The 14,163-nt window shown below is 71.9% G+C and carries 13 protein-coding genes; 10 read left to right on the forward strand and 3 right to left on the reverse strand.

From position 1 onward, the window contains the following. Positions 1 to 5: 5 nt before the first annotated feature. The gene (locus tag J2S44_RS20965; protein WP_374727880.1) at positions 6 to 1,304 is read left to right on the forward strand and encodes an AI-2E family transporter; all 1,299 of its coding nucleotides are present in this window, start codon (positions 6 to 8) and stop codon (positions 1,302 to 1,304) included. 645 nt (positions 1,305 to 1,949) lie between these two features. Here the strand turns inward: J2S44_RS20965 and J2S44_RS20970 are convergent. Further along, positions 1,950 to 4,079, reverse strand: a complete 2,130-nt coding sequence (locus J2S44_RS20970) for an ATP-dependent DNA helicase (RefSeq protein WP_374727881.1) — start codon at positions 4,077 to 4,079, stop codon at positions 1,950 to 1,952. A 163-nt stretch (positions 4,080 to 4,242) separates the two neighbouring features. On the opposite strand from J2S44_RS20970, the gene J2S44_RS20975 reads away from it, so the two are divergent. From J2S44_RS20975 to J2S44_RS21010, 8 genes are all read left to right on the forward strand, one after another. Next, positions 4,243 to 4,743, forward strand: coding sequence for a DUF402 domain-containing protein (locus tag J2S44_RS20975; RefSeq protein ID WP_310416586.1), 501 nt, complete (start codon positions 4,243 to 4,245; stop codon positions 4,741 to 4,743). A gap of 37 nt (positions 4,744 to 4,780) precedes the next feature. Beyond that, positions 4,781 to 6,058, forward strand: coding sequence for a sensor histidine kinase (locus J2S44_RS20980; RefSeq protein WP_445343960.1), 1,278 nt, complete (start codon positions 4,781 to 4,783; stop codon positions 6,056 to 6,058). Further along, on the forward strand, positions 6,055 to 6,720 hold the full coding sequence (locus J2S44_RS20985) for a response regulator (protein WP_310416588.1): 666 nt from the start codon (positions 6,055 to 6,057) through the stop codon (positions 6,718 to 6,720). The genes J2S44_RS20980 and J2S44_RS20985 overlap by 4 nt, the downstream gene beginning before the upstream one ends. Positions 6,721 to 6,780: 60 nt before the next feature. Further along, entirely contained in the window at positions 6,781 to 7,674 is an 894-nt protein-coding gene (locus J2S44_RS20990) for an ABC transporter ATP-binding protein (protein WP_310416591.1), read from the forward strand. Positions 7,675 to 7,685: 11 nt separating this feature from the next. Then, complete coding sequence (locus tag J2S44_RS20995) at positions 7,686 to 8,765, forward strand: ABC transporter permease (protein WP_310429820.1); 1,080 nt, start codon at positions 7,686 to 7,688, stop codon at positions 8,763 to 8,765. Between the two features lie 140 nt (positions 8,766 to 8,905). Beyond that, positions 8,906 to 9,775 (forward strand): PI-PLC domain-containing protein, encoded by an 870-nt coding sequence (locus tag J2S44_RS21000; protein WP_310416593.1) that lies wholly within the window; start codon positions 8,906 to 8,908, stop codon positions 9,773 to 9,775. Between the two features lie 205 nt (positions 9,776 to 9,980). Then, positions 9,981 to 10,607 (forward strand): DUF47 domain-containing protein, encoded by a 627-nt coding sequence (locus J2S44_RS21005; protein WP_310416596.1) that lies wholly within the window; start codon positions 9,981 to 9,983, stop codon positions 10,605 to 10,607. Then, positions 10,604 to 11,611 (forward strand): inorganic phosphate transporter, encoded by a 1,008-nt coding sequence (locus tag J2S44_RS21010; protein ID WP_310416599.1) that lies wholly within the window; start codon positions 10,604 to 10,606, stop codon positions 11,609 to 11,611. The genes J2S44_RS21005 and J2S44_RS21010 overlap by 4 nt, the downstream gene beginning before the upstream one ends. Positions 11,612 to 11,684: 73 nt before the next feature. Here the strand turns inward: J2S44_RS21010 and J2S44_RS21015 are convergent, their stop codons facing one another. Further along, positions 11,685 to 12,665 (reverse strand): Gfo/Idh/MocA family protein, encoded by a 981-nt coding sequence (locus J2S44_RS21015; protein ID WP_310416601.1) that lies wholly within the window; start codon positions 12,663 to 12,665, stop codon positions 11,685 to 11,687. Between the two features lie 43 nt (positions 12,666 to 12,708). Between J2S44_RS21015 and J2S44_RS21020 the strand changes: the two genes are divergently transcribed. Next, positions 12,709 to 13,311, forward strand: coding sequence for an NUDIX hydrolase (locus J2S44_RS21020; protein WP_310416604.1), 603 nt, complete (start codon positions 12,709 to 12,711; stop codon positions 13,309 to 13,311). Positions 13,312 to 13,368: 57 nt separating this feature from the next. On the opposite strand, the gene pstB is transcribed toward J2S44_RS21020, so the two are convergent. Then, on the reverse strand, positions 13,369 to 14,145 hold the full coding sequence (gene pstB, locus J2S44_RS21025) for a phosphate ABC transporter ATP-binding protein PstB (protein ID WP_310416607.1): 777 nt from the start codon (positions 14,143 to 14,145) through the stop codon (positions 13,369 to 13,371). Between the last annotated feature and the right edge of the window lie 18 nt (positions 14,146 to 14,163).

Here is a 14,163-nt window from a genome sequence, read left to right on the forward strand (position 1 = left end):
GACAGTTGACGCTACCCGCACCCCGCCGGGCCTGGCGCGCGGGTGCGAGAGTGATCAAGGGCTACCGTCGGGAGGTGCGTGTGGGACGACTGAGCAAGCTCCGGCGTAACCTCCGCCGGGCGTACGAGTCGCAGATGCCGGAGCCGCCGGCCGTCGTCGAGGCGCCCCCGCCCGAGGAACCACCCGAGATCACCCACACGTCGACGATAAGCCGCGACGACGCCGAGGTCCCGCACGCGCTGCGGCTGGCCGCGGCCTGGTCCTGGCGCCTGATCGTGGTCGGCGTGATCGGCTACGTGCTGCTCAGCTTCTTCGCCACGATCCGGATCGTGGTGATCCCGCTGTCCATCGCGCTGCTGCTCTCCGCGCTGCTCACCCCCGCGGTCGGCTGGCTGCTCCGGCTGCGGTTCCCACGTTCGCTGGCGACCGCGCTGGTCCTGGTCGCCGGCCTGGGCGCGGTCGCGGCCACGCTCACCATGGTCGTCACCCAGTTCGTCGACGGCCTGCCGCAGCTCAGCCGGAACGCCACGGTGGGCATCCGGCAGATCCAGCACTGGCTGCGCGAGGGGCCGCTCCGCCTCGACGACGAGCAGCTCGACACCGCGATCACCACCGGCCAGCAGTGGCTGGACCAGAACACCCAGGCGCTCACCACCGGCGCGGTCTCCACCGCGGCCACCGTCTTCGAGCTCTTCACCGGCGCGCTGCTGGTGCTGTTCTCGACGTTCTTCTTCCTCCGCGACGGCCGCAAGATCTGGCGCTTCGTGGTCCGGCTCTTCCCGGTCAACGCGCGCTGGCGGATGGCCGACGCCGGTGAGGCGTCCTGGCAGACGCTCGTCTCCTACGTGCGCGCGACGGTCCTGGTCGCGTTCATCGACGCGGTCGGCATCGGATGCTTCCTGGTCGTCTTCGACGTCCCGTTCCCGTTCCCGCTGGCCGCGCTGGTCTTCCTCGGCGCGTTCGTGCCGATCGTCGGTGCGACCGTCTCCGGCGCGGTCGCGATCCTGGTCGCACTGGTCGACAGCGGCTGGGTCACCGCCCTGATCATCCTGGGCGTGGTGATCGGCGTCCAGCAGGTCGAGGGCCACATCCTGCAGCCGCTGATCATGGGCCGCGCGGTCGCCATCCACCCGCTCGCCGTCATCGTCGGCATCGCCGCCGGCGTGGTCCTGGCCGGCATCACCGGCGCACTGGTGGCCGTCCCGCTGATCGCGGTCCTCAACACCGGCGTCCGCCGCCTCACCGCCGGCACCCGCCCCGAGGTCCCACCGGACGCGATCGTGGCCAACCCCAAAACCCTCTAAGCAGATCTTCCCGCTTCCGGCGCGCCCACGTCCCTAGTGCTCCCGCGGGCACCGGTCGGCCGCGGGCGGCCTCCCTGCACGTTCCGTGGTCCCCCGGCAGATCAACCCCGAGTCCCGCGCGCCCCCGCCGCACCCACCCACCCGCCCGCCGCACCCGCTCCGACGACCCGAGCGACACCACCCCGACCAGCGTCAACAGCCAGACCGGCCGCCGCCACCAGCACCCACACGCCGCGAACCCGGCCGGCCACACCGCGCCGCTGGTCACCGCACCACCTCACCGTCCCCACGGCGACTCATCTCCCGGCACGCCGCCCGCGTCGCGCGGGCGGAGCCCGGCGGGCGGTCCCGGACCCGGCGGGCGGTCCCGGACCCGGCGGGCGGTCCCGGACCCGGCGGGCGGTCCCGGAACCCGGCGGGCCGCCGGGCCGCGGGGCTGCGGGGTCAGCCGGGCCCGGGCCGATAACGGGAGGCCGGACCGGTCGATTTCCGGTTATCGCACGATTTCGCCGTCGCGTGGCTAGAAAGTCGGCCGGACAGGCGAATCCCCCATGGCTGACCGCCCGCCGTTACCGTGCGTGGGCTACCGGTGCCCCGAGGAAAACCGGTAGCCCGCGGGTGAGCGGGGACGGCCGGGTGGCGGGCTCAGGACTTGGCGAGGCGCTGGAGGGCGCCGAGCGCGACGTCGGGGCGCGTGGTGTACCACAGCGGGGGGAGCGTCTTGCGCAGGAAGGGGCCGTAGCCGCGGGCGTTCTCCAGGCGGGAGTCGAGGACCGCGACCATGCCCTTGTCGCCGACGGCGCGGATCAGGCGGCCGGCGCCCTGGGCGAGGCGGACCGCGGCGATCGGCACGCTGACCGAGGAGAAGCCGGTGCCGGAGCCGGTGGCGGCGTCGACGGCGGCGGACCGGGCGGCGGCCAGCGGCTCGTCGGGCCGGGGGAACGGCAACCGGTCGATGATCACCAGCTGGCACGCGTCGCCGGGCACGTCCACGCCCTGCCACAGCGACATCACGCCGAAGAGGCAGGTGTCGCGCTCCGCGCGGAAGCGGCGGACCAGCACCGGCAGCGCGTCCTCGCCCTGGAGCAGCACCGGGATCGTGGTCCGCGCGCGGACCAGCTCCGCCGCCTGCTGCGCGGCCTTGCGGGAGGAGAAGAGCCCGAGCGTGCGCCCGCCCAGCGCGGTGATCAGCTTGAGCAGCTCCTCGCCGGTCGCCTCCGGCAGGCCGGACGCGGCGGGGCGCGGCAGGTGCGCGGCAACGTACAGAATGCCCTGCTTGGCGTAGTCGAACGGGGAGCCGACGTCGAGCGAGCGCCAGCCGGGACCCTCGGTGGGCGGCGGTGGCTTGGTGGCCGCGTTCGCCGGGCGGGCGGCCTCCGCGGCGGCGGCCGCGATCGGGGTCGGCTTGACCGGGCCGAGCGGCAGCCCGAGCGAGCGGGCGACCAGGTCGAAGCGGCCGCCGAGCGCGAGCGTGGCGCTGGTCGCGACCACGGTGCGCTCGTCGTAGAGCGTCTCGGAGAGCAGCCCGGCGACCGAGAGCGGCGCCACGACGAGCGCGCGCCGGGTGCCGGTCTCCTGCTTCTCCACCCAGGCGACGTCGTGGTCGCTGCCCTCGAGCAGACGCTGCGCGGTGTTGCCGATCTCGTCGAGCACGGCCTTGGCCTGCTGCTTGCGCACCGGGTCGGGATCGTCGGACTTGACGTCGCCGATCGACTCGAGCGCACGCCGGGTGGCCGCGTCGATCAGCGTGCACGCCTCGGCCAGCGCCTGCGGCAGCTCGCCGGTGATCAGGCCGTTGGGTGCCTCGGCGAGCCCGACCGTGAGCGCGTCACCGGCCTCGACCAGCGAGGTGAGCACGTCGGGCTGGACGACCGGGCGGGCGCGCCGGGCCGCCGCGGTGATCGACTCCGGCGTCAGCTCGGCCTGGGACGCGGACGAGACGCGGTCGGCCAGCTCGTGTGCCTCGTCGATGATCAGCAGCTTGTGCGGCGGCACGATGTGCCGGCCGGCGAGCATGTCGACCGCGAGCAGGCTGTGGTTGGTGACCACCACGTCCGCCTCGCGGGCCCGGGCGCGGGAGGCCTCGGCGAAGCACTCCTCCCCGTACGGGCAGCGGGCGGCGCCGACGCACTCGCGCGCGGGCATCGACACCTGCCGCCAGACCCGGTCGTCGACGCCGGGGTCCAGCTCGTCCCGGTCGCCGGTCTCGGTCTCCATCGCCCAGTCGTGCACCCGCTCGACCTGCTTGCCGAGCTTGCCGGACTCGCCGAGCCAGCCGCCGCCACCACCGTTGCCGGGCGCCGGGCGGGAGTGGGCGTCGACCTCGAAGAGACCCTCGTCCTCGGGCTCGTCCTCCTGCGAGTTCTCCAGCTTGGCCAGGCAGAGGTAGTGGTGCCGGCCCTTGAGCACGGCGAACGTGGGCTCCCGGCCGAGCACCGGCTTGACCGCCTTGGCGAGCCGGGGCAGGTCGTGCTCGACGAGCTGGGACTGCAGCGCGAGCGTGGCGGTGGAGACGACGACCGGGCCCTCGACCATCAGCGCGGGTGTGAGGTAGCCCAGCGACTTGCCGGTGCCGGTGCCGGCCTGGACCAGCAGGTGCTCCTTGTCGGTGATCGCGTCCGCGATCGCCTCGACCATCTGCACCTGGCCCGCGCGGGAGGAGCCGCCGGGGACCGCGCCGACCGCGGCGGCCAGCAGCTCGCCGGCTCGCTCGCGGCTCTTGCGCCGGCGCGGGGACGGCGGCTGGGTCGGCGTCGGGGTGGTCTCGTCAGTCACCCGGGGAAAGATACCGGGACCCACCGACGTTTCCGGCCCCCCGGTCTCCGCGAAACGCGCCACGGCTACGACTTGCCGTCAATTAGCGCAACTTTCTGCAACGCCCTGCCGGGACGGGTCATGATCGCGCAGCCGGGTCGATCGAATCGGTTAAAGTTCGCTCATGTCAGACGTGGTCCGGGTGGTCTACCAGAAGTACGACGGCACCGCACACCGGGACTACCCCGCGCGCCGGCTGACCGAGGACGACCTCGGGGTCTGGCTGGGTGTGACGGCGGGCACGCCGAGCGTCTATCACGGGCGGGCCTCTGTGGAGCGCATCCCGTTCATCCTGCTGGTGCCGCACAGTGCGCATTGGACCGGCATGTTCAACCCGCCGCCGCGGACCAGCGAGGTCTACTGCGACATCACCACGCGGGCGCGGTGGGAGGGCGAGACCGTACACCTCATAGATCTTGATCTGGATGTGGTACGGCGGCGCGCGACCGGCCTGGTGGAGCTGCGCGACGAGGACGAGTTCGCGGAGCACCGCGAGCGGTTCGGCTACCCCGACGAGCTGGTCCGGGAGGCGCACCTGGCCGCGGACTGGCTGCTCGGCGCGCTGGGCGACGGGACCGAGCCGTTCGCCTCCGCCTACCGCAAGTGGCTCGCGCTGGTTACCTGATCTTGGACGGCTGGCCGTGGTCGTGGACACTGAGCGCGTGACGACGACGGCGGGGGATCAGACGTGGCGGCGGCCGGGACCGACCGCCGACCAGCGGCGCAACGACATGCTCATCGGCATCGCCGCGATGGTGGGCAGCACGTTCAGCCTGGTGCTCTCCACCAGCGCGGGAATGTTCCTGTTCGAGGATCCGCCGTCCCGGACCGAGCAGGCGGCCTGGGCGGTCGCGACCACGCTGCCGCTGCTCTGGCGCCGTCGCTTCCCGGAGCCGGTGATGCTGATCATCGCGGTCGCGTACATCGGCAGCCAGGTCCGGCACGCGCAGGAGGCGCAGATCTCGCAGATCGTGCTCTTCACCGCGATCTACACGGCCGGCGCCTGGAGCCGGAACCGGCGCTGGTCGGTGATCTCGCGCGTGATCGTCATCGTCGCGATGTTCATCTGGCTGTTCACCTCGATAGCGATCTCCGTCGCGGACATGCCGCCGGACGCGTTCTCGACCGCGGCCGGGCCGCTCCCGCCGCTGATCTCCGCGATCCTGGTGCAGACCCTGGTCAACGCGCTCTACTTCGGATTCGCCTACTACTTCGGTGACCAGGGCTGGACCGCCGCCCACGACCGCCACCTGCTGGTCGAGCGCGCCGAGGAGCTGCGCCGCTCGCAGGAGAAGGAGGCGGAGCGCGCGGTGCTCGGCGAGCGGGTCCGGATAGCCCGCGAGCTGCACGACGTGGTCGCGCACCACGTGGCCGTGATGGGCGTGCAGGCCGCCGCGGCCCGCCGGGTGCTGGAGAAGGACGCGGGCAAGGCACGCACCGCGCTGGCCGCGGTCGAGCAGGAGGCCCGGACCGCGGTCGACGAGCTGCGCCGCATGCTGGGCGTGCTGCGCGCGACGGACGGCGACGCGACGCTGCCGCCGGTGCAGAGCATCGACGACCTGCCGGAGCTGCTGGAGAGCTCGCGTCAGGCCGGACTGCGGATCGAGCACGGCGTCTACGGGGAACCGGCCGTGGAGGTGCCGGAGTCGGTCTCGGTCGCGGCGTACCGGATCGTCCAGGAGGCGCTGACGAACACGCTCAAGCACGCCGGCCCGGTCGACGTGGACGTGCGGATCCGCTATCTGAGCCGCGAGCTGGAGATCGACGTGGCGGACTCCGGTCGGGCGATCGGCACGCCGAACACGCGCGGCATGGGCCTGATCGGCATGCGCGAACGGGTGGCCGCACACGAGGGCGTGCTGGAGACCGGTCCGCGCGAGGGCGGCGGTTTCCGGGTCCGCGCCCGCTTCCCCCTGACGAAGAAGGAGGTCGCGGCATGATCCGCGTTCTGCTGGCCGATGATCAGCACCTGGTGCGCAGCGGCTTCCGGGTCATCCTCGAGACGGAGGACGACATCGAGGTGGTCGGCGAGGCGTCGGACGGCCTGGCCGCGGTCGAGCGCGCCGCGCAGCTGCGCCCGGACGTGATCCTGATGGACGTGGAGATGCCCGGTGTGGACGGTCTGGAGGCCACCCGCCGGATCACCGCGAGCACCGGCGAGGACGGTCCGGCCGTGCTGATCCTGACCACGTTCGACCGGGACGACTACCTGTTCGCGGCGTTGCGCGCGGGCGCCAGCGGGTTCCTGCTGAAGACCGGCACGCCGGAGGCGCTGATCGACGCGGTGCGCATCCTGTCCCGCGGCGAGGCGCTGCTGGACCCGCAGCTCACCCGCCGGGTGATCGCCACGTTCGCGCGCCCGGGCGAGGTCACGCCGCAGCGGACGGCCGACCTCGGCGAGCTGACGCCGCGGGAGAACGAGGTGCTGGTGCTGCTGGCCGGCGGTTGCACGAACGCGGAGATAGCGGAGAAGCTGTTCCTCGGCGAGGCGACCGTGAAGACGCACGTCAGCCGGGTGCTGGCCAAGCTGGGCCTGCGGGACCGGGTGCAGGCCGTGGTCTTCGCCTACGAGAACGGCGTGGTGGGTCCGTCCCGAGGTTGACCCGCATGATCCGTCGTGTGCCGGACGCCGGGACGATCTCCGGCCAATAGCGTTGTGGGCATGACGAAGGTGCTCAGCGTGAGCGCGGTCGACCGGGGGTTCGCCGGCCGGCAGGTGCTGAAGGACGTCACGTTCGACGTGACCGCGGGACGCATGACGGGTTTCGTCGGTGCCAACGGCGCCGGCAAGACCACCACGATGCGGATCATTCTCGGCGTGCTCGCCGCGGACTCCGGCGAGGTGACCTGGGGCGGCACGCCGCTGACCCGGGCGGACCGCCAGGCGTTCGGGTACATGCCGGAGGAGCGGGGCCTCTACCCGAAGATGTCCGTCCGGGAGCAGGTCGTCTACCTCGGCCGGCTGCACGGGCTGACCGCGGCCGCGGCGAAGCGCAGCGCGGACGAGCTGCTGGAGCGGGTCGGGCTCGGCGAGCGCGCGGACAGCACGCTGGAGACGCTGTCGCTCGGCAACCAGCAGCGCGCCCAGGTGGTCGCCGCGCTGGTGCACGACCCGGAGGTGCTGGTCCTCGACGAGCCGTTCTCCGGCCTCGACCCGATGGCGGTGGACAACGTCGTCTCCGTGCTGCGGGAGCGGGCCCGGGCCGGCACGGCCGTGCTCTTCTCCAGCCACCAGCTCGACGTGGTCGAGCGGCTCTGCGACGACCTGGTGATCATCGCGGACGGCACGATCCGCGCGGCCGGTGAGCGCGAGGCGCTGCGCACCCGGTACGCCCGCCGCCAGTTCGAGCTGGCCGTCGACTCCGACCTGGGCTGGCTGCGGGACCGCCCGGAGACCACGCTGGTCGACCTGGACGGCCGCCGCGCGGTCGTCGAGCTGGACCCGGGCGCCGACGACCAGGGGCTGCTGCGCGACGCGCTCGCCCGCGGCCCGGTCCGCACGTTCCGCCCGGTCGTACCCACGCTGGCTGAGATCTTCCGAGAGGTGACCCGATGACCGGCCGTCAGCTGTCCAACTGGGAGGCGACGCGGCTCGTCACCGCGCGCGAGCTCAAGGTCAAGATCAGGGACAAGGCCTTCCTGATCAGTACGGCCTTCCTGTTGGTCTTCGCGATCGCCGGTACGGTCGTGCCGTCGCTGATCGGTGGCAGCGCGTCGAGCGTGGCGGTCGTCGCCGGTACGCCGACCGACCGGCTCGCCGCCGTCGGCCTGGAGGTGCGCGAGGTCCCGGACGCGGCCGAGGCGGAGCGCCTGGTCCGCGCCGGCGAGGTCGACTCGGCCGTGGTCGACGGCGTGGTGCTGGCCATGCAGGAGGCGCCGGACGAGGTGGTGTCCGCGCTGAGCACCGCGCCGGAGGTCCGCCTGCTCGAGGCGGACGCGGTGTCCGGGGCGCTGGCCTTCCTGGTGCCGTACCTGTTCGCGATGGTCTTCTTCTTCACCTCGCTGATGTTCGGCCTGCAGATCGCGCAGAGCATCACCGAGGAGAAGCAGACCCGGATCGTCGAGATCCTGGTGTCCAGCGTGCCGCCGCGGGTGATGCTGGCCGGCAAGGTCCTGGCCGGCACGATCCTGGCGTTCGGTCAGATCGCGCTGCTCGCGCTGGTGTCGATCGGCGGCATGCGGCTCTCCGGCGGCGAGGCCTCCAACGGCGTGAGCCTGCTGAACCTGCTGGCGCCGGCGATCGGCTGGTTCCTGCCGTTCTTCGTGGTCGGGTTCGTGCTGCTGGCCGCGATGTGGGCGGTGACGGGTGCGCTGGTCAGCCGGCAGGAGGACATCAACAGCGTGTCCACACCGGTGCAGCTGGCGGTCATGCTGCCGTTCTTCGGGGTGATCTTCCTCAGCGGCAACCCGCTGGCGATGACGATCATGTCGTACGTCCCGTTCTCCGCGCCGATCGCGATGCCGGTCCGGCTGTTCACGGAGGACGCCGCGGTGTGGGAGCCGTTCGTCGCGCTGGCGCTGCTGGTGCTGGCCGCGGCCGCGATGCTGGTCGCCGCGGCCCGGCTCTACGAGGGCTCGCTGCTGCGCACGAACGGCAAGACCTCGCTCGGTACGGCCTGGCGGTCCCGCGAGGCGCTGCCCCGCTGAGCACGACCCGTGACGCCACCGGCCCGCCTCGGTTCGAGGCGGGCCGGTGTGTGCTCGTGGCCGGCGCGTCCGCCATCCGGTGAGCGCGTGCCGACCGAAATGTGACCCAGCGTTTAACACCTTTCGTACTATTTGTCGTTATGACGGGAAGCGTGTCGACGGTGGCCAGCGGGCTGGTCGGGCTGGCCGGAACCGGTGGCGCCGCCGCGATCGGGCTGGCCATGCTCCGCCGCCCGCGTCCCTACCTGCCGGGCAGCCACGCGCTGCTCGACCCGGGCCGGCGCGACCCGCTCGGCGACGCGCTGCGCCGGGGGTACGGCAGCGCGTCCGTCGCGATCCAGGCCGGTCCGGACGGCCGCCCGCTGGTGCACGGGCGCCCGGTCGGCCGGCTGCTGCTCCGCCCGCTGCTGGAGCGGGCCCGGCGGCGCGGCGGACGTGTGCACCACGGCCCCACGCCACCGTTCGGGCTGGTGCTGGAGCTGTCCCCGGCCGTACCGGTGCGGGATCTTCTGGGGTGTCTGCGCGAGGAGGTGGCCCCGCACGCCGGGCTGGTCACCCACGCGGTCGACGGCCGGGTCGTGCCGGGCGCGGTCACCGTGCTGGTCTCCGGCACGCCGGAGGTGCGTGAGGTGCTGGCCGCGGACCCGGGCCGGCTCCTCTTCGCGGACGGCACGTTCGACGACCTCGGCGCGGCGGAGGCGCCGGCCGCGCTGGTGCCGATGGTGAGCGAGCACTGGTCCTGGCGGTTCGGCTGGGACGGTGAGGAGCCGATCCCGGCCGAGGAGCGGTACCTGCTGCACGAGCTGGTCCGGCAGGCGCACGAGGACGGCCGGCGGGTGCGGCTGTTCGGCGTGCCGCACCGGACGCGGCGGATCCGGGCGGCGTGCTGGGCGGAACTGGCCGCGGCCGGAGTGGATCTGATCGGTGACGCGAATCTCCCCGCGCTCGCTCGATACCTGCGCACGGCACGGAGACCGAAACGGCCGGTGGTCGCGCCGCGGCCGACGTAGTCTACGAAATGTGCTCGTAACCTCGCTTTAGGTCACCACAAGGTTAATGGGCGGTGAACGCGACTTGAATGACGTGATACAGGCGGTATCCGGGGGTTTACGCACGCGCGCCGTTCCTTAGCATCACCTGCGCAGGATCGATGTCGACCTGCCGCGAACAGCCCCGGCCGCGGGAACGCCGGCCAGACGCAGCGAGGTCCACTCCGTGAGGTTTTCCTTCCGTCCCGTCGAGGGCGCCTTCTACGAGCTCTTCACCAGAGCCGCGCACAACCTGGTTCGCGGCACCGAGCTGCTGAACGAACTGTCGCTGCCGGGCGTCGACGTGCAGTCGGTCAGCGAGCGGCTGACCGAGGTCGAGCACGACAGCGACGCGATCACCCATGAGCTGTACAAGAAGATCAACTCCACGTTCGTCACGCCGTTCGACCGGGAGGACATCTACTCCCTCGGGTCGCAGCTCGACGACGTGATGGACCACCTCGAGGCGGTCGGCAACCTGCTCTACCTCTACGGTCTGACCAAGCTGCCGGCGCTGCCGCGCGAGCTGCACGAGCTGGTCAACGTGCTCGACCAGCAGGCGAAGCTGACCGCGGCCGCGATGCCGAAGCTGCGCGCGCTGAAGGACCTCGAGGCGTACTGGATCGAGTGCAACCGGCTGGAGAACGACGGCGACCGGGCGTACCGGATGCTGCTGGTCCGGCTCTTCTCCGGCGAGTACGACGCGCTCACCGTGCTCAAGCTCAAGGAGGTCGCGGACGAGCTGGAGGCGGCCTGCGACGCGTTCGAGCACGTGGCCAACACCGTCGAGACGATCGCGGTCAAAGAGTCGTGAGTCCCGAGCTCATCGCTGTTATCGCGGTGATCGTGGTGGCGATGGTGTTCGACTACACCAACGGCTTCCACGACGCGGCGAACGCGATCGCGACCAGCGTCTCCACCCGGGCGCTGACGCCGCGGGTGGCGCTGGCGATGGCCGCGGTCGGCAACTTCGTCGGCGCGCACTTCGGCGCCGGCGTGGCCAAGACGGTCGGCGACGGCCTGGTCCACCTGCCCACCGGCGTGGAGAGCCTCGGCGTGCTCTTCGCCGGTGTGATCGGCGCGATCACCTGGAACCTGATCACCTGGTACTTCGGGTTGCCCTCGTCGTCCTCGCACGCGCTCTTCGGCGGCCTGGTCGGCGCCACGCTCTTCGCGGCCGGTGGCTCCGTGCAGTGGGGCAACATCGTGGAGAAGGTGCTGATCCCGATGGTGGTGTCGCCGCTGGTCGGCGCCGCGCTCGGCTTCGTCGTGATGATCGCGTTGCTGTGGATCTTCCGGAACGGGCAGCCGGGCAAGCTGAACCGTGGCTTCCGCTGGGCGCAGACCGCGTCCGCGGCCGCGATGTCGGTCGGCCACGGCATGCAGGACGCGGCGAAGACCATGGGCATCGTGGTGCTGGCGCTCTACACCGGTGGGTTCGCGGACGACAAGACGCACATCCCGGAGTGGGTGTTCTGGACGTCCGCGGCCATGCTGGCGGCCGGCACCTACGCGGGTGGCTGGCGGATCATAAGGACGCTCGGCCGCAAGATCATCGACCTGCGCCCGCCGGAGGGCTTCGCGGCCGAGACCGTGGCCAGCGGCGTGCTCTACTTCAACGCGCTGGTCCTGCACGCGCCGATCTCCACCACGCACACCATCACCAGCGCGATCATGGGTGTCGGCGCGACCAAGCGGCTGTCCGCGGTCCGGTGGAACGTGGCCGGCAACATCGTGATCGCCTGGGTGACCACGTTCCCGGCCGCGGCGCTCATCGCCTGCCTGACCTACTTCGTGGTCGCGCCACTCTTCGGCTGACCGGCCCCGTGTCGAGGCGTCATTCCGCTCGTTCCGGCGAGCCGAATGACGCCTCGATCGCTGACCGGCCCGATCAGTCGTAGGAGAGGCCGATCTGGGCGCGCACGTCGTCCAGCAGGCCCATCACGTCGAGCGTGAGCGAGTGCGGGATCGCCGGGCTCTCGATCAGCCCGGCCCGCAGGCACCGGTTGATCTCCGCGGCCTCGAACTGGTAGCCCTTGCCCGGGAACTCCTCCGTGAACACCTCCGGCTCCGCGCCGTCCCGGTGCAGCGTCATCGCGCGCGGCACGAACGCCGGGTCGTGCAGCGTGATCCGGCCGGCGCTGCCGCTGATCACCGCGCTGTTCGGCGTGACACCGAGGATGCCGCAGGTCAGCGTGGCGACCGCGCCCCGGTCGTATCCGAAGATCATCGCGGTGTTCTCGTCCGTGCCCTCCGGGCCGAGCTTCGCCCAGGCGCGCACGTGATCGGGCATGCCGAGGAACAGCAGCGCGATCGCGATCGGGTAGACGCCCAGGTCCAGCAGCGCGCCGCCGCCGAGTGCCCGGGCGCGCATCCGGTGCTCCGGCGGGAACGGCCCGTACACGCCGAAGTCGGACGACACGGTGGTGACCTCGCCGATCGCGCCGTCCCGGACCAGCTGCACCGCGCGCAGCACCACCGGGTTGAGGCGCGTCCACATCGCCTCCATGAGCAGCACGTTCTTCTCCCGGGCACGCTCGACCATCTGCCGGGCCCGCGCCGAGTCCAGCGTGAACGGCTTCTCACAGAGCACCGCCTTGCCCGCGTCCAGGCAGGTCATGGTGGCCTCGAAGTGCGCGGAGTGCGGCGTCGCCACGTAGATCACGTCGACGTCCGGGTCCGCGGCCAGCTCGGCCCAGCTGCCGTGGGCGCGCGGGATGCCGTGCGTCGCGGCGAACGCCCGCGCGGACTCCGGCGACCGCGAACCGACGGCCACCAGTTCCGCGTCCGGCAGCAGCTTCAGGTCCTCCGCGAACGAGGCGGCGATACCGCCGGTGGCCAGGATGCCCCAGCGAACGGGTCGATCATTCATGTGACGCACGCTATCCGACGTCGCGCCGGGTTAGGGTCGCGGAATGGCTGAGCTGTGGCCCCTGCCCGCGCCCATGGTCGACCGCATGCGCCGCTTCGCCGACTCGGGGGAGAACCCGGTCGTGCCCCGCGTCGCCGCCACGGTCGTCATGATCAAACCCGACGGGCCCATGCGGGTGTACGTGATGCGCCGCGCGTCCGCGATGGTCTTCGGCGGCGTGTGGGCGTTCCCCGGCGGCAGCGCGGAACCCGGTGAGACGCCCCCGGAGGCGGCCGCGCGCGAGGTGGCGGAGGAGGCCGGTGTGCTGCTCGATCCGGCCGCGCTGACGCCGTGGAGCCGGTGGATCACGCCGGAGTTCGAACCGCGCCGCTTCGACACGTACTTCTACCTGGTCGCGCTGCCGCCCGGCGCCGACCCGCGCGCGCTGACCACGGAGTCGGACGACACGGCCTGGGTGACGCCCGGCGAGGCGCTGGACCGGCAGGCCGCGGGCGAGTGGGTGATGCTGCCGCCCACCGTGGTCACGCTGCGCCAGCTTGCCGCCGCCGGCGACCTGGCGGGTGCGCTGGCCGCCGCCGCGACCCGCGATCCGTCCGCGCCGGTCATCCCGCGCGCGGTCGACGGCCGCCTGGTCATCGACGTCTGACGCGAAACGCCCCGGTGGCGTACCACCGGGGCGTTGTCGGTCCTGCCGGGACGAGGCTCAGCCGAAGCGGCCGGTGATGTAGTCCTCGGTCCGCTTGACACTCGGGTTCGAGAAGATCTTCTGGGTGTCGTCGTACTCGATCAGGCGGCCCGGGTCACCGGTCTTGTCGATCGAGAAGAACGCGGTACGGTCCGAGACGCGCGCCGCCTGCTGCATGTTGTGCGTGACGATGATGATCGTGAACCGGTCCTTCAGCTTGAAGATCAGGTCCTCGATCGCCAGCGTCGAGATCGGGTCGAGCGCGGAACACGGCTCGTCCATCAGCACGACCTGCGGCTCGACCGCGATGGTGCGGGCGATGCAGAGCCGCTGCTGCTGGCCGCCGGAGAGGCCGGCGCCCGGCTTCTCCAGCCGGTCCTTGACCTCGTCCCACAGGTTCGCCGAGCGCAGCGACTTCTCCGCCGCCTCCTTCAGCACCGACTTCTTGGTGACGCCGTTGAGCTTCAGGCCGGCCACCACGTTGTCGAAGATCGACATGGTGGGGAACGGGTTCGGCCGCTGGAACACCATGCCGATCAGCCGGCGGACGGCGGTGACGTCCACGTGCTTGTCGTAGATGTTCTCCTGGTCGAGCGTCAGCGTGCCCTCGACCCGGGCGTTCGGCAGCACCTCGTGCATCCGGTTGATCGACCGGAGGAACGTGGACTTGCCGCAGCCGGACGGGCCGATGAGCGCGGTGACGGTCTTCGGTTCGACGACCATGCTGACGTTCTCGATGGCCTTGAACGAGCCGTAGAACGCGTTGACGTTCGTCGCCTCGACGCGCTTTGCCATGGTGGTTACTCCTCGGGG

Origin of the sequence: Catenuloplanes niger, assembly GCF_031458255.1 — a bacterium.
Taxonomy (GTDB): Bacteria; Actinomycetota; Actinomycetes; order Mycobacteriales; family Micromonosporaceae; genus Catenuloplanes; species Catenuloplanes niger.

Excerpts from the sequence above, each read along its gene's own strand:
- J2S44_RS20975 (WP_310416586.1), top strand. The coding sequence starts at position 4,243 with ATGTCAGACGTGGTCCGGGTGGTCTACCAGAAGTACGACGGCACCGCA.
- J2S44_RS20985 (WP_310416588.1), top strand. The coding sequence starts at position 6,055 with ATGATCCGCGTTCTGCTGGCCGATGATCAGCACCTGGTGCGCAGCGGC.
- J2S44_RS20990 (WP_310416591.1), top strand. The coding sequence starts at position 6,781 with ATGACGAAGGTGCTCAGCGTGAGCGCGGTCGACCGGGGGTTCGCCGGC.
- J2S44_RS21000 (WP_310416593.1), top strand. The coding sequence starts at position 8,906 with ATGACGGGAAGCGTGTCGACGGTGGCCAGCGGGCTGGTCGGGCTGGCC.
- J2S44_RS21015 (WP_310416601.1), bottom strand. The coding sequence starts at position 12,665 with ATGAATGATCGACCCGTTCGCTGGGGCATCCTGGCCACCGGCGGTATC.
- J2S44_RS21020 (WP_310416604.1), top strand. The coding sequence starts at position 12,709 with ATGGCTGAGCTGTGGCCCCTGCCCGCGCCCATGGTCGACCGCATGCGC.
- pstB (WP_310416607.1), bottom strand. The coding sequence starts at position 14,145 with ATGGCAAAGCGCGTCGAGGCGACGAACGTCAACGCGTTCTACGGCTCG.